General features: G+C 62.2%; 22 protein-coding genes. 11 read left to right on the top strand and 11 right to left on the bottom strand.

What is annotated here, in order from left to right:
• Window positions 1–3 precede the first annotated feature (3 nt).
• Complete coding sequence (gene fahA, locus OZ428_RS06440) at window positions 4–1,290, bottom strand: fumarylacetoacetase (RefSeq protein WP_133074575.1); 1,287 nt, start codon at window positions 1,288–1,290, stop codon at window positions 4–6.
• 3 nt (window positions 1,291–1,293) lie between these two features.
• The gene (gene hmgA / locus OZ428_RS06435) at window positions 1,294–2,577 is read right to left on the bottom strand and encodes a homogentisate 1,2-dioxygenase (RefSeq protein ID WP_269132913.1); all 1,284 of its coding nucleotides are present in this window, start codon (window positions 2,575–2,577) and stop codon (window positions 1,294–1,296) included.
• A gap of 120 nt (window positions 2,578–2,697) precedes the next feature.
• On the opposite strand from hmgA, the gene OZ428_RS06430 reads away from it, so the two are divergent.
• Complete coding sequence (locus tag OZ428_RS06430; protein WP_133074577.1) at window positions 2,698–3,477, top strand: IclR family transcriptional regulator; 780 nt, start codon at window positions 2,698–2,700, stop codon at window positions 3,475–3,477.
• A gap of 1 nt (window position 3,478) precedes the next feature.
• Here the strand turns inward: OZ428_RS06430 and dacB are convergent, their stop codons facing one another.
• The 9 genes from dacB to OZ428_RS06385 all read right to left on the bottom strand — a co-directional run bounded on the left by dacB (window position 3,479) and on the right by OZ428_RS06385 (window position 12,924).
• Window positions 3,479–4,936 (bottom strand): D-alanyl-D-alanine carboxypeptidase/D-alanyl-D-alanine endopeptidase, encoded by a 1,458-nt coding sequence (gene dacB / locus OZ428_RS06425; protein WP_269132912.1) that lies wholly within the window; start codon window positions 4,934–4,936, stop codon window positions 3,479–3,481.
• Between the two features lie 54 nt (window positions 4,937–4,990).
• A complete protein-coding gene (locus OZ428_RS06420; RefSeq protein ID WP_269132911.1) occupies window positions 4,991–6,031 on the bottom strand; it encodes a YncE family protein in 1,041 nt (346 codons plus the stop codon).
• Window positions 6,031–8,451: a TonB-dependent siderophore receptor gene (locus tag OZ428_RS06415; protein ID WP_269132910.1), complete on the bottom strand. Its 2,421-nt coding sequence runs from the start codon at window positions 8,449–8,451 to the stop codon at window positions 6,031–6,033. Before OZ428_RS06415 ends, OZ428_RS06420 begins: the two co-directional genes overlap by 1 nt.
• Window positions 8,452–8,560: 109 nt before the next feature.
• Window positions 8,561–9,496: a glutathione S-transferase family protein gene (locus tag OZ428_RS06410; RefSeq protein WP_269132909.1), complete on the bottom strand. Its 936-nt coding sequence runs from the start codon at window positions 9,494–9,496 to the stop codon at window positions 8,561–8,563.
• A 75-nt stretch (window positions 9,497–9,571) separates the two neighbouring features.
• Window positions 9,572–9,847 (bottom strand): GIY-YIG nuclease family protein, encoded by a 276-nt coding sequence (locus tag OZ428_RS06405; RefSeq protein WP_133074582.1) that lies wholly within the window; start codon window positions 9,845–9,847, stop codon window positions 9,572–9,574.
• A 37-nt stretch (window positions 9,848–9,884) separates the two neighbouring features.
• Window positions 9,885–10,355 (bottom strand): nuclear transport factor 2 family protein, encoded by a 471-nt coding sequence (locus OZ428_RS06400; protein WP_269132908.1) that lies wholly within the window; start codon window positions 10,353–10,355, stop codon window positions 9,885–9,887.
• Between the two features lie 97 nt (window positions 10,356–10,452).
• Complete coding sequence (locus OZ428_RS06395) at window positions 10,453–11,067, bottom strand: DUF1120 domain-containing protein (protein WP_269132907.1); 615 nt, start codon at window positions 11,065–11,067, stop codon at window positions 10,453–10,455.
• A gap of 227 nt (window positions 11,068–11,294) precedes the next feature.
• Window positions 11,295–11,930 (bottom strand): response regulator transcription factor, encoded by a 636-nt coding sequence (locus OZ428_RS06390; protein WP_269134162.1) that lies wholly within the window; start codon window positions 11,928–11,930, stop codon window positions 11,295–11,297.
• Between the two features lie 181 nt (window positions 11,931–12,111).
• Complete coding sequence (locus OZ428_RS06385) at window positions 12,112–12,924, bottom strand: response regulator (RefSeq protein WP_269132906.1); 813 nt, start codon at window positions 12,922–12,924, stop codon at window positions 12,112–12,114.
• A gap of 362 nt (window positions 12,925–13,286) precedes the next feature.
• Between OZ428_RS06385 and OZ428_RS06380 the strand changes: the two genes are divergently transcribed.
• The 10 genes from OZ428_RS06380 (at window position 13,287) to OZ428_RS06335 (ending at window position 22,331) form a co-directional block, all read left to right on the top strand.
• Complete coding sequence (locus OZ428_RS06380; protein ID WP_269132905.1) at window positions 13,287–13,916, top strand: DUF1120 domain-containing protein; 630 nt, start codon at window positions 13,287–13,289, stop codon at window positions 13,914–13,916.
• A 30-nt stretch (window positions 13,917–13,946) separates the two neighbouring features.
• A complete protein-coding gene (locus OZ428_RS06375; RefSeq protein WP_133074587.1) occupies window positions 13,947–14,561 on the top strand; it encodes a DUF1120 domain-containing protein in 615 nt (204 codons plus the stop codon).
• Between the two features lie 33 nt (window positions 14,562–14,594).
• Window positions 14,595–15,215, top strand: coding sequence for a DUF1120 domain-containing protein (locus OZ428_RS06370; RefSeq protein ID WP_133074588.1), 621 nt, complete (start codon window positions 14,595–14,597; stop codon window positions 15,213–15,215).
• An 81-nt stretch (window positions 15,216–15,296) separates the two neighbouring features.
• Window positions 15,297–15,923, top strand: a complete 627-nt coding sequence (locus tag OZ428_RS06365) for a DUF1120 domain-containing protein (RefSeq protein WP_269132904.1) — start codon at window positions 15,297–15,299, stop codon at window positions 15,921–15,923.
• A gap of 2 nt (window positions 15,924–15,925) precedes the next feature.
• On the top strand, window positions 15,926–16,672 hold the full coding sequence (locus tag OZ428_RS06360; RefSeq protein WP_269132903.1) for a fimbria/pilus chaperone family protein: 747 nt from the start codon (window positions 15,926–15,928) through the stop codon (window positions 16,670–16,672).
• Between the two features lie 138 nt (window positions 16,673–16,810).
• The gene (locus tag OZ428_RS06355; RefSeq protein WP_442964817.1) at window positions 16,811–19,237 is read left to right on the top strand and encodes a fimbria/pilus outer membrane usher protein; all 2,427 of its coding nucleotides are present in this window, start codon (window positions 16,811–16,813) and stop codon (window positions 19,235–19,237) included.
• An 11-nt stretch (window positions 19,238–19,248) separates the two neighbouring features.
• Window positions 19,249–20,376, top strand: coding sequence for a DUF1120 domain-containing protein (locus tag OZ428_RS06350; RefSeq protein ID WP_269132901.1), 1,128 nt, complete (start codon window positions 19,249–19,251; stop codon window positions 20,374–20,376).
• Between the two features lie 10 nt (window positions 20,377–20,386).
• Entirely contained in the window at window positions 20,387–21,022 is a 636-nt protein-coding gene (locus tag OZ428_RS06345) for a DUF1120 domain-containing protein (RefSeq protein WP_133074592.1), read from the top strand.
• A 10-nt stretch (window positions 21,023–21,032) separates the two neighbouring features.
• Window positions 21,033–21,668: a DUF1120 domain-containing protein gene (locus OZ428_RS06340; RefSeq protein ID WP_133074593.1), complete on the top strand. Its 636-nt coding sequence runs from the start codon at window positions 21,033–21,035 to the stop codon at window positions 21,666–21,668.
• A 39-nt stretch (window positions 21,669–21,707) separates the two neighbouring features.
• The gene (locus tag OZ428_RS06335; protein WP_133074594.1) at window positions 21,708–22,331 is read left to right on the top strand and encodes a DUF1120 domain-containing protein; all 624 of its coding nucleotides are present in this window, start codon (window positions 21,708–21,710) and stop codon (window positions 22,329–22,331) included.
• Window positions 22,332–22,339 lie beyond the last annotated feature (8 nt).

The following is a 22,339-nucleotide window of genomic DNA, read 5'->3' as shown; positions in this document are numbered from 1 at the left end:
CTCCTAGCGCGCCGCGATCACGGTGCCACGGCATTCGCCGAAACCGATGGAGGCAAACCCCTCACGGTTGCAACGGGCACGCAGGATGATTTCGTCGCCGTCTTCAAGGAACTTGCGCACTTCGCCGGACGGTAATTCAACGGCTTTTTTGCCGCCTTCGGTCATTTCCAGCAGGCTGCCGAATTGACCGGCTTGCGGGCCGGACAAGGTGCCCGAACCAAACAGATCGCCTGCCTGCAACTGGCAGCCGTTGACGCTGTGGTGGGCCACCAATTGCGCAACCGTCCAGTACATGTGCAGGCTGTTGCTCAGGGCCAGGCGATGGGCCGGCAGGTTCTGCTCGCGCATGGCGGCCGTGGTGAGCAGCACTTCCAGCTCGATATCCAGGGCACCTGCGGCCTGGTCACGTTTATCCAGCAGGTACGACAGCGGTTGCGGGTCGCCTTCAGGGCGCGCCGGTTGCGCTTTGCGGAACGGTTCCAGGGCTTCAGCCGTGACGACCCAAGGCGAGATGGTGGTGATGAAGCTTTTCGACAGGAACGGCCCCAACGGCTGGTATTCCCAGGCCTGGATATCCCGTGCCGACCAGTCGTTGAGCAAGCAGAAACCGGCGATGTGATCGGCCGCGTCACCAATGGCAATCGAATCGCCCATCTCGTTGCCCTGGCCGATCCAGATGCCCAGCTCCAGTTCATAGTCCAACCGCGCACACGGGCCGAAAGTCGGCTCGGTCTGCCCGGCCGGCAGGGTCTGGCCTTTGGGGCGGCGCACGTCGGTGCCTGAGGTGCGAATAGTCGAAGCGCGGCCGTGGTAACCAATCGGCACGTACTTGTAGTTCGGCAGCAGAGGATTATCAGGACGGAACAGCTTGCCGACGTTCTGCGCGTGCTCGATGCCGACGTAGAAGTCGGTGTAGTCATTGATCCGCGCCGGTACCTGCATCTGGCAATCGGCGGCGCGGTGCAGCACCTGCGCTTCACGGGTGTGCAGCTTGCTGCCTTCGGCCAGCAGTTCCAGCAGGCGCTCGCGCAAGGCCACGCGCGGGCCGCGACCCAGTTCAAAAAAGGCGTTCAGCTGGCCACCGGCGGTCGCTTCGACGGCGCGACGGGCTTCACCGTCGAATTCATCGATGGCGGCGTGCAGATCCAGGATCGAGTCGCCAATCGCCACGCCCGCGCGCGGGGCCGAGCCGTTGATGCTGAACACGCCCAACGGCAGGTTTTGCAGGGGAAAATCGCTGTGACCATTGGCGGAGGCCACCCAGCTGCGGGTAAGTGTGGACTGAGTCATGGGTTATCTCCGGTTCGGGTTGAAGGTGGCGGGCAACGAGGCCCAGCACGCGTCATAAGTGGTTTGCAGTTGCGAGCAGTCCAGGGCGAACTGGGTGGGACGCAGCACTTGGCTGGTCTCGAACATGAAGGCCATGGTGTTGTCGATCTTGTGCGGCGCCAGGTCCACGTTGATGGCCTTGGTGCAGGTCTCGCCGTCCGGGCCGTGGGCGCTCATGCAGCTGTGCAGCGACGCGCCACCAGGCAGGAAGCCTTCGGCCTTGGCGTCGTAGGCGCCCTGGATCAGGCCCATGTATTCGTTCATCAGATTGCGGTGGAACCACGGCGGACGGAAGGTGTTCTCGGCCACCATCCAACGCGGTGGGAAGATCACGAAGTCGAGGTTGGCCAGGCCGTGGGTGCTGGTGGGCGAGGTCAAGACGGTAAAGATCGACGGGTCCGGATGATCGAAACTCACGGTGCCAAGGGTGTTGAAACGGCGCAGGTCGTATTTGTACGGCACGTTGTTGCCGTGCCAGGCGACTACGTTAAGCGGTGAATGGTCCAGCTCGCAGGCCCACAGTTCGCCGAGGAATTTCTGCACCAGCGTTGTTGGTTTCTTCACGTCTTCGTAGTGAGCGATCGGCGTCAGGAAGTCGCGCGGATTGGCCAGGCCATTGCTGCCGATGGGGCCCAGGTCCGGCAGGCGCAGCGGCGCGCCATGGTTCTCGGCGACGTAACCGCGCGCTTGCTCATCCAGCAGCTCTACGCGGAATTTAAGGCCGCGCGGCAGCACGACGATTTCCAGCGGTTCCACTTCCAGCACGCCCAATTCGGTGGCGATGCGCAGGCGGCCTTGCTCGGGGACAATCAACAGTTCGCCATCAGCGTTGAAGAACACACGTTCCATGGAACGGTTGGCGCGGTAGTTGTAGACGCTGATGCCAGAGGGTTTCTCCGCCGCCGAATTGGCGACCATGCCTACCAGCCCATCAATGAAATCCGTCGGTTCGCTCGGCAAATCCAACGGATTCCAGCGCAAGCGATTGGGCGTCACCGCCCCCAGCGGCCCACCGGCCAATTGCCGTTCCAATTTGATGAAAGCAGGATGATTGGCCGACGGCTGAATGCGGTACAGCCAGGTGCGCCGGGCTTCACTGCGCACCATGGTGAACGCGGTGCCGGAGAACAGTTCGGTGTACAGCCCGTAGGGCGCTTTTTGCGGGGAGTTCTGGCCGACCGGCAGTGCGCCGGGCAAGGCTTCGCTGGCGAATTCATTGCCGAAGCCCGACAGGTATTCGAGGTTCATGGATCGTCCTCTGTGCGGAAGTTGTTTTTATCGTAATCCAGTTACGCATAACGTAATTTGATCACTATCGACCGTCAAGCTATAAAGACGCCCATTCATCTCTCGGATTCTCGCCCCTCCATGGAAAAGCCCCGCGACACCGGTAAACAGAAAGTCCGCTCGGCCGAAGTGGGCACCGATATCCTCAAGGCCCTGGCCGAGTTGTCCCCGGCCACTTCGCTGTCGCGCCTGGCCGAACATGTGCAGATGCCGGCAAGCAAGGTGCACCGCTACCTGCAGGCGCTGATCGCCTCGGGTTTCGCCGAACAGAACACCGCCACCAACCACTACGGGTTGGGCCGCGAAGCCTTGCGCGTGGGCCTGGCGGCGTTGGGCAGCATGGACGTATTGAAAGTCGGCGCGATGCCCCTGGCGGAGCTGCGCGATGAGTTGAATGAAACCTGCTTTCTGGCGGTATGGGGCAACCAGGGCGCGACCGTGGTGCAGATCGAACCCGCCGTGCGCGCCGTCACTGTGGTGACGCAATTGGGTTCGGTGCTGCCGCTGCTCAGTTCGTCCACCGGGTTGGTGTTCAGCGCGTTTCTACCGTCGCGGGAAACCGTGGAACTGCGCGAACGCGAAATCCAGGCCGGCACTGCCCATGCCCTGGCAGACGACCAGGCCTACGCCACCGCCTGCGAACAGATCCGACAGCGTGGCCTGCATTTCGTGCACGGTTTGCTGATGCCCGGCGTCGATGCGTTGTCCGCGCCGGTCTTCAACGCCATCGGCCAAGTGGCGGCGGTGATGACCGTGGTCGGCCCCACCTCGTTGTTCCATGCCGATGAAGACGGCCCGGCGGCGCAGCACTTGCTGGCGGCGAGCCGGGCCGTGAGTTGGCGCATGGGCTATCAGCCCTGAATTAGTCGTGCCACTGCACCAGGGCCAGCGCCACACGGTTTTCCAGGGCGCGGATCGGTGCGGCGCTGCTCAGGTAGTTGTTGCTGATCATTGAAAACACCAGGCGCCGGCCCTGGGCGTCGGTGATGTAGCCGCTCAACGAAGACACGCCGGCCATGGAGCCGGTCTTGGCGTGCAGGTTGTTTTCTGCCGCCGTCCCGCGCAAGCGATAACGCAAGCTGCCGCCGCTCATGCGATCGGTGTTGCCGGCGATCGGCAAGGCGCTGTACCAAGCCTCGAACCAAGGCTGCTTGGCAGTCGCCACCAGCAGATCGGTGAGGTTCTGCGACGACACTAGATTGCGCCGCGACAAGCCCGAACCGTCGACCTGGCTCAGCGTCAGCGGGTCCAAGCCCTGGCGGCGCATGAAGTCCGCCACCGCTGCGACACCGGCCTGCGCCGTCCCTGCATTGGACGCCTTGCGGCCCATGGTCTTTAGCAACGCTTCGGACATGTTGTTGTTCGACAGCTTGAGCAGCGGCGTGATCAGCTCCTGCAACGGCGCCGACTGGTGCTCGGCCAACACCCTGGCCGTTACGGGGCTGACGCCACCGATCACACGTCGCCCAAGTACCTGGATGCCCTGCTGCGCCAACGCCTGCTCAAACAGATTGGCCACCAGTTGCGTCGGCTCCCACACGCTTATCCACTGCCGGCTTTGCTTGCCCGGCGCCAATGCGCCGCTGAGTTGCAGCAGATTAGTGCCGTGCTGGCGAGTGATGCCGTAATTGTTGCCGGGACCGCTGACTGCACGGTTGCTCAGTTGCACGTAGTCGGTAGAAGGGCTCACCACCACGATGACGGGTTGGCCAATCAGCACGGGCGCCTTTGCCGTGACCAGCAGCGTGCCCGCATCAAAATCCGTGTTAGGCGATACAGTCAGCGCGGAAATCTGCGCGCCGTAGTAAGTGCTTTCATCGTCGTGTGCCCAGTCCACGCCCAGGCGTTCGGCGTCGAAGAAGGTATCGTCGAATACCAAGTCGCCCTGGACCTGGCGCACACCCTGGCCCGCAAGCTGTGCCGCCAATGCCTGGTAATCGGCGAGTTGCGTGGTCGGATCACCCAGGCCCTTAAGGTACAGATTGCCGGTGAGGCGCTCGCCCTGCTGCGTGCCGTTACTCAGCAACTGTGTGGAGAAGCGGTATTGCGGCCCCAGCACGTCCATCGCCGCCGCCGTGGTCAGCAGCTTCAGGTTGGAAGCGGGGATCAACCGCGTGCGCGGGTTGTACTGATAAAGCGTGTTGCCGCTGCGGGCGTCACGCACCATCAGGGAGACGGTGGCGCCATTCAGCGCCGGATCCGCCAACAACTGGTCCAGGCTGCGCCCGGTAGAGGTCGTTGAAGGCGTTGCGCAACCACCGAGCAATAGCCCGACACCCAGCACCAGCGCACTGGCGTGTATCCATCGTCCCAACCGCATAAACCTGGCATTCCTGAATCGGTGAAAGTGCGCAGCTTGGTGAATTCACTGCTCTCAATCAAGTGCCAGGGTGGTGAGGGAGAAGGTATCGGCCTGAAATTGTGGGTCAGGCTTGGGCTCGGCCTTGCTGGGCGCGGGTTGGTTGAAGTCCATCGCAGGCAGGTAAACCCGCTGGCGCTGTGGGTCAAACGCCATATTGTAGGCCATCGGCAAGGTGCTGACGGTGGTCGCCAACGCGTAATGATCGGCATCCTGCTGATCAATCACCCTCAGGTTCGCATCCACACCGCTTGGGATCAGCACACGATGGTGCTGCTTGTCGTAAGCGACGGCATTGACGTCACGCCCAATCGGCAGCTTGGCCTTCACCTCCCCCGTTTCACGGTCCGCCACGATCAACACGGGTACATCTCCGCGACAGGCCACAAACAGACGCTGGCGCGCGACATCCTGAGCCAGCGCACTGGGCTTGGGGCAGTCGGCAAATTGCCAGGTATCGAGCACGGCAAAGGTACTGGCGGAATAACGTGCCACCTGGCCTTCATCGCGCATCGGCAAGAAGAAACTGCCGTCGCCCTTGAGCAGCAGCGGGTCGATTTTCTTCACCGCCAGTTCATGGACACCGGTGATGCGCTCCTGCTTGGGATCGAACTCAAACAGCGTGGAACGATCCGCCCGCCGCCCGCTGACGATGATCACTTTACCGGTAGACGGCTCATACACCGCGCTGTTGAGGTTGCTTTGCGCCACCGCAATGCGCTTGAGCGGCTTGAGGGTGGATAACTGCACCACGCCCAGGCTGCCGTCGGTATTGAGCACGAATACCCGGTCCAATTCGGGCACGAACACCACACCGTTGGCGCCCTCGGACTGGGCCACGGTCTTGACCGCACGCTGGTGCTGCACATCAAACACCATCAGGCCGTTTTCGCGACGGGCCACGAACAGGTAGGGCCGTGTCGGATCGAGCCCGACAAAACCCCAGCTGTGGCCGGAACCAGGCAAGGTCATCCGGTGTTCGCGGTGGTACGACAGCCCATCGGCCAGCACCGAGGTGCTGATCAACAGGGCCAAGGCTGCGCCAAGCTTTTTCATCAGAACTCCAGGGTACTGGACACCGACACCTGCCGCGCATCGCCCATGGACACAAACAAGCGGCTGGCCGCCGAGGTGTAGTAGACGCGGTCGAACATGCTTTTCACGTTGAGCTGGAACTTGACCTTTTGCCCATCGATCTTGGTGTCGTAGGTCGCGAAGGCATCCGCCACGGTGTAACCCGGCAAGGTGAAATCGTTGGCCGCGTCGCCTGCACGTTCACCGACGTAACGCGCACCGGTGCCCACGCGCAACTGGTCGCCGCCAAAGATGTTGCCGAAGTCATAAGCCACCGCCAGCGAGCCGGTGTGCTTGGCGACGTTTTGCAGGCGGTTGCCTTCCAGGGTCGGGTCCTTGTCCTTGACGTCCAGCGCATCGGTGTAGGCATAGCTGCCGATCAGGCTGACCTTGTCAGTCAGTTGGCCGGTGGCATCCAGTTCCAGGCCACGGGAACGCACCTGGCCGGCAATGCTGTAGACGGTGTTGGCACCGGAACCAACGGAGACCAGCACGTTGCGTTTGTCGATATTGAACAACGCGGCGCTGGCGGTGATACGTCCCGGAATGTCGAGCTTGGCCCCCAGTTCCCAGGACTTGGATTCCTCAGGGGTGAGGTCGCCGTTCAAGGTGCTGCCATCGGCCAAGGCGGCGATGGTGGAGTTGGGTTTGAACGACTCGGTGTAGCTGCCATAGAACGACAGTTCATCGGTGTAGCGATACACCAGGCCCGCACGCGGCACCCAGGCTTGGCCGTTGCCGTTGGTGTTGGCCTTGAACGGTACGCCTTTGCCGGCGTATTGGTCGTACATCTGGTAGCGCGCACCGGCGACGAAAATCCACTGTTCGTTCAGGTGCAGGGCGTCCTGGAAGAACAGCGAATCGCTGCGCAGCAGGTCGGTCTGGGCGCTGTCCGCGGGGCTGACGGTAGTGCCCGCCACTTCGTTGCCGTACACCGGGTTGTTGTAGTTGAAGCTGGTGGCACGCGAATTCTGGCGAATCAGGTCGGCGCGGTAAATCTTGCGGTACTCGTCATCCAGGCCGAACACCACATCGTTCTGCAGGCCGAACACATTGACCTTACCTTCCAGGCTCGCCGTGGCGAAACGGTCCGTGGTGATTGCCCCTTTGGTGCCGTCCATCTTGCGGGTCAGGGTGCCGTTGGTGTTCACCGCGCTGACGCGCACTTGGCTGGCGTCGTAGGTCTCGCGGTTCCAGCTATAGCCGAAGTGGGCTTTCCAATCATCGTTCAGGTCGTGGTCGGCCTCGAAGCGGTACAGGTCGGAGCGCCCTTCCATGTTGTTGAAGGGTTCATCCAGACGCCGTGAGGCCGGGATGTCCAGCGGGTGGTTGGACTTGTCGATCGCGGTGCCACGGTCGAACGGCGTGAGAAATTCACGGTGTTCGTAGGCAAACAGCAACTGGGTGCTGTCGCCATACCAGGCCAGGGACGGCGCGATCAGGCTCTCACGGTGAGTGCCGAAGTTACGCCAGTAGTCTTCGTCTTCATGGTCGACGATCAGGCGATACGCCAAGCCGGTGTCGCCAATCGGGCCAGTGGTGTCGAGGCTGCCGCCGCTGCCGTTCTTGCCGTCGCCAAAGGTCGAGCCGCGCACGGTCAGGGCAGTGGACTGCACCAGTTCCGGCTTTTTGCTGACGATGTTTACCACGCCGCCCGGATCCTGGATGCCGTACAGCAGCGACGACGGGCCCTTGAGCACTTCCACGCGCTCCGCCGTGGCGTTCAATGCACGCCCCTGCACGATGGGCATGCCGTCGCGCATGATCGAGCCGTTACGGTTATCACCAAAGCCGCGCAGCATGACCGCGTCCTGGGTGCTGGCCAAGGTGTTGGCCTGGGTGATACCGCTGACGTTGGCGAGGGCATCATCCAGATTGCGCGGGGTTTGGTCGCGCAGTACTTGGGCGGGCACCACATTGACGGTTTGCGGGGTTTCCAGCAGCAGCGCGTGGGAGCGCATCACCGAACTGGTGGGCGGTGGCTGGTAGCTGGTGCTGTCCTGGGCCTGGCCGACACCGCTGATGGTGGTGGCGCCGAGGTTGACCGCGCCTTCGGTGGGCAGCGGTTCAAGGGCCAGGGTGCGGGCATCGATCTGACGGAAAGTGAAGCCACTGTTGCCCAGCAGGCGTTGCAGCGCCTGGTTTGCACTCATCTGCCCGCTGACTGCAGGGGCGCTGAGGCCGTAAGGCGCTTCGTCGGTATAGATCACGCTGATGCCGGTGACCCGGCTGAAGTCGCTCAAGGCCTGGGGCAGCGGTTTGGCCGCCAGGGCAAAGTTGAACTGGGCGCTCTGCTGCTCCTGCGCCTGCGCAATGCTCAGGGGCAGCAACGCCAACCCCGATACCGCCAATACCGAGGCTCCCAGCCACTGTTTAACCCAACCGCCCGCCGTCGACTTCATGCTGTGAGAACCCGTGTAGAAAACGCTGTTAATGCGAATAGATCGCAGTTTCAAGCACTACACGGATGGGCGGTGGATTTACCTCACCTTTATTTGCAAAATATTTTATTTATTGCGCCTGGATACGAAACCCCATGCGTGGGAAATGCACATGCACGGTGCCAGCACGTTCGTCGCTGCGGCGCAGGATCAGCTCTTCGCGCCCGGCAAACAGCAGTTCGCCCGCGACCGGGTCGGTGCCGTAGTCGGTGGCGCAAATGGTCACCTGCTGGCCGGCCTTGAAGCCGTTCAAGTCCTCGAAGACTTCTTCGGGCAGGACAGCCGGTGCCGCATTGCGTGATACGTCCAAGGCCTGTTCAGCGCTCATCTGGGTGGACGTACCATGGCCGAAGCCCAGCACGCGATCCAGCCAGGCGGCGACGGCGGGATAGGCGTCCACCAACGGCGACGTCACCGAAGAGCCTTTGAGGAACCATAGTGGGTGGGCCAGGGCAAAGTCGGCAATCGACGGCTCGCCGAACAGGAAATCCCCGGCTTGGTGCTGCAATTGCTGATGGATACGATGGATGATCGTCGGCCATTGGTGCTTGGCCTGCTCCAATTGCACACGGGTTGCGGTGCCACCGCTGAACAATTTGCTGCGGTCCGCCACCAGCACCTGGAGCATTTCCGGTGGCACCTTGGCGAATTTCACCGCCAGGGATTCGGGCTGGAACACCAACGCCACCGCATGGGAAAACACCACCGAGTCGGCCCAGGCGGCGAAGCCTTGGGTGACCAGTTCCAGGCCCTGGGGAAACAGCGCGGGGGCGGCTTTTTCCTGCTCCAGGCGGCGCGCGATCAAGGCGGTGTCGCAGTAGATGTCCGCGCCGACTTGCAGCACCGGGGTCTTGCGATAGCCGCCGGTGAGGGCGGTGAGGTCCGGCTTGGGCATCACCGGCGAGATGTGCACCGAGCGCCAGGACAAGCCCTTGAAGCCCAGCAACAGGCGGGCTTTTTCTGCGAAGGGGGACTGTGGGTAGTGATGAAGAATCAATTCAGACATGCCGGACTCCGCTCTAGAAGTGAGCCGCTAGCTTAGCCTGCAACCACACGAAACGGGGCGATGGGAACCCATCAGTCAAATCAATGAACCACTGGCCGCCAGGCACTCCTTGGCACTCTTCTTCAACTTTTTGATCAGCCGTTCCTGGCGCAACGCCTCGCCCTTGCTCGCGCATTGCTCGGTGTACACCAGCGCCACCGCCGGGCTGGACAGGAAGAACCGCGCGCCCTTGCCACTCTGGTGCATGGCAAAGCGGCGCACCGGGTCATTGCTGATGCCGCAATAGAGCGAGCCATTGGCGGCACGTACCAGGTAGACGAACCAGGGTTTGGGTGCAGAGGGATCAGTCACGGGTCGATTCGGCTAAAACACAGGAGCACCAAGCTTATCAACGACTGGCCTGGAATGCCTTCAAACCACGCAGTGCTTGGCTGCGCACGGCATTTTTGACGACGGGCGTCCAACCCAGCAACAGGCCTTTGGTGCCCAGCGCCTGACGCGACCAGCGCCACAGGTCGAAGCTGTCGTGGTGCTCGCAGATCTTGCCGTCGCGAAACACAAAGCGCGCCTGGATATCGTTGACCACCGTGTTGCCGGTGGCGCTGAACAGGTAGGTCGCCACCCAATGCGCACCGCCGCTGCGTTCATCGCTGCGCACGTTGTCGAAGGTCAGGGAGAAATCCTTGGCGCGGGTGGTGAGCATGCGCCACATATCGCCGGCATCGCGCCCGCGCAGTTCGCCAAAAGCCGGGTCGCTGAACACCACGTCGTCGGTGTAGCAGGCGGCCATGGCTTCGGCGTCCAGGCGCTGGAAGGCCTGGTAGAAATGGTTGATCAGGGCGGTGTGGGCATCACTCATGGGCAGGCTCCGGGCGCTATTGTTATCCGGTTTGCACGATAGTCTGCCCATGGGCGCAAAGCCATGCCCATTTGCCACGTCAATGATGGCAATGGCGTCAGAGGTAGACAACGTCCAGGGTGGCACTGCCATCAATGGGGATTTCCTGGTCTTTGGGCAATTGCATCCGGGACAAGATCGTAGTGCCCACATGAATATCGACTGCCATGGTTTGCACCGGCAGAGGCGACGGGCTGGCGCCGCCCGCCGTCAACGCTCTCATCCAACCGGGTTGCCAAACCTGGTTTGCAGGAGCCGCATCGAACCAGGTACTGCCATCCATTGACTCGATCAACGAACGCTCAACGCCGTCCGCCACGCCATGGCTCATTCTCAAAATATACCAGCCCACTTTTTTATCGCCATTGACCCAGCCCAGACCGAAGTTCTGGTTAAACAGATCTGACTCGGGGGAACTGCCAGCGCGGTTATCGCGGACTTTGACTGCCATCAATGTCTGCGCGGTGCACTCGATGTTCAGACGCAGGCTGGCCACCGGCAACAACGTGGGCAAATGGGTTGCAGGGTTCAGGTCCTTGATGGAGATCTTCCCGTAGTCCACCGCACCACCATTGGTGAGCATTGGTGTACACGCTGCCGGCGTAATACTGCCCTTGACGGTGACATCCACACTGGATGCCGCCACAACCGGGCCCAGGTAGGCCAAGGTCATAGCGGCCCCCATCACACTCAGTAACTTTCTCATTATGTAAATGCTCGCAGGCGTCCGTTGTTATTATTGAACGCCGGGCACATCACTGCGCCAGACGCCTCAACAAATACGGCTCTATCATTTAACTAAGGATTAGTACTCCAGCCTCACACCGCACTAGAGCACACACTAACTTTATCTCGCGACCCGCGCCCACCCAATACAAGTAATACGAATACATAAGCAAACTAAGGCACCATTCCGGTATCCCGTGCGTAGGCAAATAAATCCACATCCGTGGAGATACATAACCGATTCATTGCCGTACTCTTCTGCTTACTGATAGTTGAAATACTGCGATTGACCCGTGCCGCAATCTGGCTGACGGTCATGCCACTGGCCAACATGCGCACGACTTCCTGTTCCTTGCCGGACAATGTAGGCGTCTGGGTGGTTTGTGAAATACACGCTTGGTCCAATTGCACACGCAGGCACTCACTGACAAATTCACGCCCCTGCACCACGGCCTTCAACGCCTGGGGCAGCTCGCGGGCGGACGCACTCTTGGCGATGACACCGCGCGCACCGTGGGCAAAGGCCGCTCGCAGCGTCGCGACATTGGCAAACATCGTCACCAGGATCACAGGGACATCGGGATACTGACGGTTCAATAATCCCAGCAAACCGTAGCCGTCAACTTGATGATTACCGGGCATGGCGAAGTCGGTCACAATGACGTCACACGGTATATGACTGACCAACTCTAGAAGTTGATCAGGACCATCGGCCTCGCCTACTACTTTGCACTTACCACTCGCTTCGATCACCACTTTCTGGCCCACGCGAACAATAGGGTGATCGTCAGCAATAATGATGCGAATCATCGGTTTTTCCATGATGGCAATTTGAGAGCGCCAAAATACCGCGATCATGATCTTGCAACAACAGGAAATAATTCATCGATTAGCTGTTCCACCCCGTATTTAGAGCCCCTCTCACAATGGACTACACAATTAAAAGAAATTACATACAGAAAAGTACTACATTGCAAAAGGATAAATTCCTTCATAGATTCGCCAGATAATTCAGATAACGCCCTACATCAATGCGAAAGGCTTCCAGCGCCGCATGGCTCTCTCCCACACCGGTTGAATGCACCTGCCTGATCAATTGCACCGCCGCCGTCTCCAGGCCGGTTTCTCCCAGAAACGCCACACTCCCCACCAGGCGGTGCAAACACTGTGCGGCCATCGTTGCATCCAGCACGGCCTGGGCATGGGTCAGCACAGCCAAGTCGGCATGGGCCTCCTGGATCAGGCTGGACACCATCGGTGCCACCACCTCCCACGAACCAAAAGCCTCGATCAGACCGGCCCGACTGGGAAAGACAGGCCTGCGTACCGGCGCAGGGCTTGCGGCATTGCCGGCACTGGCGGTGGACGCGAACTGCGGCAGCCAGCAGAGCAGCACCTCGCGCAATTGTGCAAACCCGATGGGCTTGATCAGCCAACCGTCCATTCCGCACGCCACGCACTGGCGAATCTCTTCAGGCCCCAGGCTGCCGGTAAGGCCGAGCACCACGATGGGCGCGCGGCCCTCAGCCTGCTCATGACGGCGCCATTCACGGGTCAGGGTGTAGCCGTCCATCACCGGCATGCGGCAATCAGTGATGACCAGGTCGAAACGCTCGGCAGCCAAGGTCTGCAACGCTTGCTGTCCATCACGGCAACACAGGTGGGCAACGCCGAGTTTTTCCAGGAGAGAGCCGAGCAGCAATCGATAGGTGTAATGGTCATCCACCACCAGCACCCGAGCCTGTGGCCAGGCGACCTCAGGTAACACACCGGGCGAACCTGGGGGTGGGAAGTAACCAGGCATAGAGCCCTCGATGAGGGCGATCAGCTCACCCGAACTTTTCGCAAAAAGACCATCGCCCTAATCCAAACGAGTTAGATCAAGGCCATAAAAGAGCGCGAAAACTATCCGAATGCGTGTTAAACCGCGATACAACAACTACGACAACTCAACCTTGAGCCGCGAAAAACGTGGCTTTCTCACTAAACACCCCCCTTTTGTCATTACCACCCTGTCATTCGTAATAGTTGCATTCCCGTCTTTACCTCTCAGCGATAAATTCCCTCCGCTCTCCCTGAAGTGGCGCGTGCCCCCAACAACCAAAAAACCATGGGCAACTTCACCGCGCCAATCTGTCCCCAAGCCCTTGCATAGGAATACCCGCTGTGTTGAAAGACTCTCTCGCCGCCCTGGCAGGCGCCCTATTGATTGCCCAAGGCGCTGTGGCGCTGGCCGCCAGCACCGTGGACCTGTCGGTAAAAGGCGCGATTACGCCGAGCGCCTGCACCCCCAGCCTCAGCGACGGCGGCGTGGTGGATTACGGCAAGATCGCCGCCAAGGACCTGTCACCCAGCGGCACGACCCTGCTCCCTCGCCTGAGCCTCCAACTGACCGTGGACTGCGAAGCCCAGACCTTGTTTGCCCTCACCGGCCGGGATAACCGTTTGGGTTCTTCCATTTTTCCTGCCCTCAACCATATGTACGGCCTGGGCATGGTCAGCGGCAACGTGAAGCTGGGCGCCTATCAGATAGGCGTGTTCGACCCGGTGGCGGACGAGCCGGTCTATCCGCTGTATTCCTCCGACCAGGGCGCCACCTGGCTCGTGAACTCTTTCGGCAGCTACATGGGCCATTACCACTGGACTGCATTTGGCGACACCCCCACGCCCAAGGCGCTGCGCAACGTAAAGGTTGACCTTCGCTTCCTCACCGAAATCGCACGTGTGCAAGACCTGCCCATCACCGAGGAAATGCCCATCGACGGCAGCGCCACGCTGGACATGATCTACCTGTAACGCCCCCCACATTCACAAGGACCTGTGCCCATGGATAAACCCACCCTCGCCCTGCTGCTCGCAGCCCTGGCGCCCGGCGCCTTTGCCGCCAGCAGCGCCGACTTGAATCTCTCCGGGACGATCACCCCCAGCGCCTGCGCGCCCCAGTTGTCGAATGGCGGCCTGATCGATCACGGCAAGATGACCTCCAAGGATCTTCAACCGGCCTCGCCCACGCGGCTCGACCCGGCAGAGATCCAGCTTGAAGTGCTGTGCGAGGGTGAGACCTTTTTTACCTTGACCACCGTGGACAACCGCGCGGGCACCTCCGCCATCAACCCGCGACACCATGGCCTGGGCCTGACCCCGGAAAAAGAAAAACTGGGCAGTGTGGCGTTCTCGCTGTTCGACCCGGTGGCCGATGACAAGCCGGTCAAGGTCATCACGTCAAGCAATGGCGGCGCCAACTGGTCCGCATCGATCTACCTGGGGCATGAGGCGCTCACCTCGTTCGCGGCCCTCGACGGCCCCAACACGCCCATCGCCCTGAAAACCCTGAACGCCCGCCTGCGTACGTTCGCCATCATCGTGCCCGCCACCGACCTGACGTTGCTTGATGAAGTGCCGATCGATGGCCAGGCCACACTACAACTGAAGTACTGGTAAGCCGTTTTTTCTCAACTAGTTAGGAGCAACACCATGAAAACCCTCAACGCCCTGTTCGCCACCCTGCTGCTCACTGGAGCAGGCAGCGCCGTCGCCGCCTCCAGCGTGGACTTGACCGTGCGCGGGTTGATCACCCCGAGTGCCTGCGAACCGTCGCTGTCCGGCGGCGGCAATGTAGAGATCGGCAAGATTTCCGCCAAGGATCTCAATGCCGACACCCACACCCGTCTGCCCGACCAGACCGTGCAACTGACCGTCACCTGCGACGCTGCGACCCTGATGGCAATCGAGCCCAAAGACAACCGCGCCGGGTCCGCTTTCAATCCCAGCAATACAAACTTTGGCCTGGGTCTGGTCAATGGCAGCGAGAAACTCGGTGCTTTCCAGATGTACTTGCAATCGCCGGTGGGTGACGGCACGGAACTGGGCCCCATTTCTTCCAGTGACGGCGGCCTGACCTGGACCCGCTACATGTACCTGACCAACGACGGCATCACCTCCGTGGCCAATACCACCACCATCGCCCCAGTACCTGTGCAGTCGCTGGTCACCGACGTCGTCATCGTCCCCTTCATTGCTTCGGCCGACAGCCTGACCCTGACCGAAGAAGTGCCCATCGATGGCTCGGCCACCCTGACCGTCAAGTACCTGTAACGCAAAACGGGTGCAACGCACTGCCTTGCGCCCACCGCTGTTCTCACGGATGGCTCCTCAACACGGTTCCAACAACAGACCATGAACACGCTCTCACGCCGCTTGATGTCGCTCTGTCTTTGCCTGACCGCCACCCCCGCCTTGTGCGCCTCATCGGTCGAAGTGACGTTGACCGGCAGCATCACCCCCAGCGCCTGCACACCGATCCTGTCGCCCAGCGGCATCGTCGATCACGGGCGGGTGCCGGCCCGTTCCCTCAACCAGTACGAGTTCACCGAACTGCCCGCCAGGACGCTGGACATGAGCGTGACGTGCAACCAACCGGTGTTGTTCGTGCTGGTGGGCGTGGACAACCGTGCCGCATCGTCCGTGGGACCCGGTTTCTACTATGGCCTGGGCAACAACATCCATGCGCCGACCGAGCGCCTGGGCTCGGTGGCCCTGGCGATTCGCGAAGCAGTGGGCGACGGGCAACGCGCCATTGTGCTGGCCTCCAGCAACAAGGGCCTGACCTGGTTCCCCGAAACCAACGCCTACCCGGATAACTACATGGGCTTTGCGCACCCCGGCACCCTGGTGCCAGACCCGCACCGTGAGCTCAGCGCCAAACTGGAAATCAAGACGTCGATCAACGCCGCCGCCTACCTGACCCTCGACCAAGAGGTGCCGCTGGACGGCTCCATCGTGCTAGACCTGAGGTACTTGTAGTCATGTTCCCCTTCCCTTGCGTTGCCTTAATAACACGGGTGTTCAACCTGGTTCGCTACACCGGTCTCTACTTCGCGGCACTGCTGCTGACGCTGTGGGGCCCAACGCTGGTGCTCGCCGACGGCATGGTGCCGGATACCTCGGTGGTGATCGTCAATGAAGCCGATGGCGAGGCCGCCGTGTCGGTGACCAACACCGACACCAAGCTCGCCCTGCTGCACGTCACCCTTGAAGATATTCCCGAAGACCCGGCATCGTTGCTGTTTGTCACGCCGCCGTTGACTCGCGTAGAGCCAGGCAAGAGCCAACTGATCCGCTTCATCCTGCAAGCCCCCACGCCCTTGACCACCCAGCGCCTCAAGCGCGTGATTTTCGAGGGTATGCCCCAAGGCCGCGCCACTGGCCAGGCCGGCCATGCACGGGTGGGTGTGACGGTGCGCCAGAACCTGCCGGTGATCCTGCATCCCAAAGGGCTCGCGCCAAACCGCACGCCGTGGACCGGCCTGGTCTGGCGCCTGAAAAACCAGCAGTTGAGCGTGAATAACCCGACCCCTTACGTCGTACGCCTGGCGCAGGAACTGACACTGCTGCCCGGCAAAGGCTCGGCCTTGTTGCCGCGTACCTACGTGCTGCCGGGCGAGACCTTGAGTGTCACCGCCAGCCAGGCCCAGGCCAGCACCGTGCAGATGCAACCGGCCACCGTCTACGGGTTTGCGGTCGCGCCCTACGAAGCACCGATCACCCTTTGATCGCAGCGCCGGCGGGAGTAATGCCGGCGCCCTGATAACGAAGTGGCCTCCCATTGAAGGCCACCGGGAGCCTGCCCGCGCCGAAGGATCGGCGTGGCCCTGCCTCCACTTATTCGAGTACCCCTTGTGAGCACAGTTATGACTGATCGCTACGGCAACGCCGTGCCTGGGATTTCATCGCGCCGGTTGCTGGCGGGCCTGGCGCTGGCCGTGGGCACGGCGCTGCCCACGAGTGAACCCCTGGCCGAAGAACTGGCCGGTTCATTCGACCCGCAAACCTTGTCCCAGCGCGGCATTGATCCGCAACTGGCGAACCTGCTGCTGGAAGCACCACGCTTCGCAGCAGGGCGCCACGCCCTCAATCTCAACGTGAACGGCCAACGGCGTGGCCGCGTGGATGTGGTGTTCGACGGGCAAGGCGCACTGTGTTTCAACCAGGCGCTGCTGGACGCGGGCGACTTGCGCATACCGGCCGATGAGGAGGAGTGCCATGCCTTCCTAGGCGCCTACCCACAGACCGTGATCGAGCAAGACCCGGCCACCCTCAGCCTGTCGCTGGTAGTGCCCACCGAGGCGTTGCGCCCCGCCGTGCGCGACGTGTCCGGCTACCAGACCGGTGGGTTTGCCGGGCTGCTCAACTATGACCTGAGCGGCCTGTACAACGAGTACGGCGACGACAACAGCCGCTTCGGTTCGGCCAATACCGAGGTGGGATTCAACGCTGGCGACTGGATCGTGCGCAGCCGCCAGGTGCGCACCTGGCAAGACAAGGTGTCGCGCACCACGCACCTGGACGCCTACGCCCAGCGCACCTTTGCCGAGCAACAAGCGGTGTTCCAGGCCGGGCAGATCAACCTGTACAACCCCGTGCTGGCCGGTACGCAAATCACCGGCGCCCAGGTGCTCACCGAAACCGCCCTGCAAGACCAGAACCAGGGCGCGACCATCACCGGCATCGCCAATAGTCCGGCGCAGGTGGAGATCCGCCAGAACGGCACGTTGATCCATTCCACGGTAGTGCCTGCCGGGCCGTTTTCCCTCACCGATGTACGGCGTTTGAACAGCCGCTCCGATGTGGAAGTCACGGTCAAGGAAACCAGTGGCGAAGAGCGCCGCTTCACGGTTCCTGCAGCCATGCTCGGCCTGGGCTTGCCGGCGCCGGGCTACTCGGTGGCGGCCGGGAGCGTGCGCAAGATCGGCGCCGGTGAAGGGGCCGAGCCGTGGGTGGTCAGCGGCGGCTGGAGTGGCTCGCTGCACCCGCAGGTCAGCGTCGGCGGCGGCGCACTGGCCGCCGAAGATTACCGCGCGGTGGGCGCGAACATCGGCTGGTTGCCGTGGCAGGACAGCCAGTTCCAGGTCTCCAGCCAAGTCGCCCAAGCCACACGCGATGGCAACGAACGCGGCGTGCAAACCGACCTGTCGTGGTCGCAACGCCTGGGCGAACGCTGGGCAATCACCACGGCCGGCTCCTGGCGCAGCCTGGGCTATCGCGACCTGGACGACTCCACTTACACCACCGACACCCGCGAGCAACGCCGCGCCCGTTATCGCGACCAGCAAAGCGCCACCGCATCCTGGTCGCACCCGATGCTCGGTGCGTTCAGTGCCGGGATCTCGCGCGCGTCCTCGTTCACCGGTGACAGCAGCAGCCGCGCACTGGCGTCATGGGGCACCAGCTTCGGGCGCGTGTCGGTGTCGGCCAGCGCCGAGTGGCAAGTCGGCGGGCGCCAGCAAAGTGATGACAGCGTGTACCTGAACATCAGCGTGCCCTTGGGCGAGAACCGTCGCGGCCGTGCCTGGGCGCGCAATGCCGGTGGCGAACATCGCATTGGCGCCGGGATCAGCGAGCAACTCAATGACCAGTTGAGCTATCAGGTCGGCGTAGAGCGCGACAGCCGCGACCGTGAGGTGGAGTCGTCCGTCGGCGTCTCGGCGCTGCCGTATTACAGCCAACTGGACTTCAACTACACCCGCAACAATCAGGAACGCTCCAGCTACCAGGGCGGCGCACGGGGTGGCGTCGTGCTGCACGGCGACGGCCTGACCTTCTCGCCCTACCCAGTGCGCGAGACCTTCGCCGTGATGTCGGTGGGCGACATGGCCGGCATCAAGGTCAGCACCCCCAGCGGCCCGGTGTGGACCGACTGGCAAGGCCAGGCTGTGGTGCCGCAACTGAGCCCCTACGGGCGCAGCCCGGTGGAAGTGCAAACCCGCTCGCTGCCGCGCAACGCCGACATCAGCAACGGGTTGGCGGTGCTGTCGGCCGGGCGTGGGGCGGTGGACAAAGTCGAGTTTGGCGTGGCCCTCACCCGCCGCGCGCTGCTCAACGTCACCACGCCTGGCGGCCAGGCGTTGCCCCGTGGCGCGGCAGTGAGCACCGCCGACGGCGAGTTCGTGACCCTCGTGCAGGAGGGCAGCCAAGTGTTCCTGCCTGACGTGCTCGACCGCCGCGAGCTGTGGGTCAGCGCCCCCGGCCAACCCCGTTGCCGCCTGGACTTCGCGCTGCCCGAACGCGGCGACCCCGAGGTGTATTTCGAAACCGCACCGGCGCGATGCCAACCATGAGGGAGCTAACCATGGGCCTGAAACCGGTCTTGCTGTCACTGAGCCTGTTGCTGGGCACGAACGCCTGGGGCATGGATGAATGCCAACTGAACCTCAGCGAAACCCGCGTGGATTTCGGCCTGATGAACCGGGCGGCCACACAAGGTCCAGCGGCTGAGCGCCTGTTGGGCGAACGCCGCTTGAGCCTGAGCCTCAACTGTCCCAACCCGACCGACATGAGCCTGTTCTATCGCGGTTTGGCGGGGAGCGGCGAGCGCTTCCAGTTCACCCCACGTGGCAGCTATAGCCTGCGGGCCAGCGCTGCTCTACTCGATGGACAGTCCGTGGAATTGGGGCTGTTGCCCGGCATCGGCCAACCGGCCGTCAGCACCGGCGCCACGCTGGGCTGGCGTCCCGAACACGGCATTGTACCGATGCGCGCCGGAGTACCGGTCAGCGGGCGCAGTTTGTCGTTGCAACTGGAAGTCAGCGCCTGGGCTGGGGAGGAAGCTTTACGGGTCAGCGATGCGGTCACCTGGGACACCAGTGGCGTATTCGACGCGATCCACACCGGCCGCTCGCGGGAACTGAGTCTACAAGCCCGCTTTGCCCCAGCGGCCTGCACACCGAGCCTGTCCAACGGCGGCACGGTGGCGTTCGGCAAGTTGTCGGTGATGGACCTGAGCCTCGACCAGGAAACCGCCCTACCCGCGCGCCCGTTGGTGGTCAGCGTGACATGCGATGCGCCCAGCGCCTTCGCCTTGCGCTTGCAGGACAACCGCCAGGGATCGGCCACCGGTCCAGCGGATGAAACCACTTACGGCTTGGGCCTCGACGCCCAGCAGCAAAAAATCGGGCGCTACCGCCTGATCTTCGACCCGCAGCGCACCACCGCCGACAGCGCGGCGCAGGTGTACCGCACCGACTCCGCCACCGGCGCCTTGCCCTGGAGCAGCGCCAGTGCCAGCCCGCTGGCAATCGGCGCCAGCCGCTTCCTCGGGTTCAGCACCAGCGCCGGCAACACCAGCGGCCCCGAACCGATTCAACAACTGAGCGCCACAACAAGCCTGGAAGCGGTGATCGCTCCACTGGGCAGGTTGGACCTGGGCAGCGAAGTGCGGCTGGACGGCGCAGCCACCCTCGAAATCAACTACCTCTGAGAGTACGTCCATGAAAAATCCATTGCTTGTGCTGAGCGCTTTTTGGCTGGCGACCGGCTGCGTATCCGCCCAAGCCGCCTCGACCATCGACCTGAACGTCAACGGAACGATCACCCCCAGCGCCTGCGAGCCGAGCCTGTCCAATGGCGGCGTGTATGAGCTGGGCAAGATCGCCGCCAACGACCTGAATATCGATCAGCCGACCGCGCTTGCCAACCACACCCTGCAACTGGGACTCACCTGCGAAGCACCGACCCTGGTCGCCCTGCAGCCCTCGGATAATCGCTCCGGCAGCCATTTCGATAGCGCCAGTACGCACAAGTTCGGCCTTGGACTGGTCAATGGCAACGAAAAGGTCGGCAGCATGATGCTGAATATGCAGGCCATCGTGGCCGACGGTACCGAGATGTACCCCATCGGTTCTGTGGGCTCAACCGCCGAATGGTCCCCGACATCCATTCTGTCGACGAACTTCCGTACCTCGTTCACCAACAACCGGAGTACGCCGTTCCTGGCGCCAACGCCGATCCAGCGCCTCGTCGCAGACGTGTTGATCGCACCGAGGATCGCCCCGGCCAACACATTGACGTTGACCCGAGAAGTCCCCATCGACGGCTCGGTCACCCTCGAACTCAACTACCTCTAGGAGCCCTGCCATGAAACTCCGTCTGATCGCCTTGGCATTGTTGTCTGGCACCGCGCACGCCGCCTCCACCGTCGACCTGGCCGTCACCGGCCTGATCACCCCCATGGCTTGCACCCCGCTGCTGTCCAGCGGCGGGCTGGTGGACTTCGGCAAGATCTCGCGCAATGACCTCAACCTCACCAACGGCACGCGCCTGCCCCACAAGTACCTGACCCTCACCGTCAACTGTAACGCCCCCGGGCGCTTCGCCCTGCGTATGCGCGATAACCGCGACGGCACGGCCCACGTCAACAGCGAGATTTTCTACGGCCTGGGGCTGGACACCAGCGGCAACAAGATCGGCGTGTATTCGGTGAGTTTCGACCCCAAGCAAACCGTGGTCGATGACCTGGCCGTGGTGTATGGCACCGAGTCCACCACCGGCGGCCTGGCCTGGCGCACCGCCAACCTCAACCCTATCGACGTCGGCTCGCGCAGCCTGCTCGGTTTCACCGATGTGGTCGGCAGCACTGCCGGCCCGTCGGCCATCCAGACGATGACCAGCACCCTCAAGCTGGAAGCCACGCTCAACGCCCGGCAGAACCTGGACCTCAGCGTGGAAACGCCGATGGACGGGTCCGCGACGTTGGAAGTTGTGTACCTGTAACACCCTGAACGATCCACTTCCCTAGATAGGAGCAACACTGTGAGCAAGTCCCTGAATACCCTGATCGCCACCCTGATGATCGCTGGTGCTGGTAATAGCTTTGCGGCATCTAGCATCGATTTGAGCGTGCGTGGGCTGATCACCCCAAGCGCCTGCACGCCTGGACTTGGCAACGGCGGGCAGTTCGAAGTTGGAAAGATTGCCGCCAAGGACTTGAAGGCGAATGACTACACAGTTCTCAGCGACCACTTCACGCAGGTCACCGTCACCTGCGAAGCGCCGACCCTGATGGCCATTGAACCAAGGGACAACCGGGCGGGCTCGGAAGCCATGGGCGAGCCGGTCTACTTTGGCCTTGGTTTGATCAATGGCAACGAAAAACTCGGCTCCCTCTCGATTCTTCTGGAGCAAGTAGTGGCTGATGGCGTGGCCAGCAGGGCCATCGATTCGCTGGATGGTGGCACCACCTGGGAGCGGCACTTCTCCATCGGGCCGGACCGCATCACCTCGGTTGCCAACACCGGGACCTTTACGCCAATTCCTGTTCAAGAGTTTTCCGCCCGAATGAGCCTGACACCGTTGATCGCCCCCACCAGCGGCCTGACCCTCACCGAAGAAGTGCCCATCGACGGCTCGGTCACGCTGACCGTGCGTTACCTATAAGGGCAATT

The organism is Pseudomonas sp. GXZC (assembly GCF_026967615.1).
GTDB lineage: Bacteria > Pseudomonadota > Gammaproteobacteria > Pseudomonadales > Pseudomonadaceae > Aquipseudomonas > Aquipseudomonas azotoformans_A.
The sequence above is the reverse complement of the archived record's forward strand: the minus strand, read 5'-3'. Positions and strand labels throughout refer to the sequence as shown.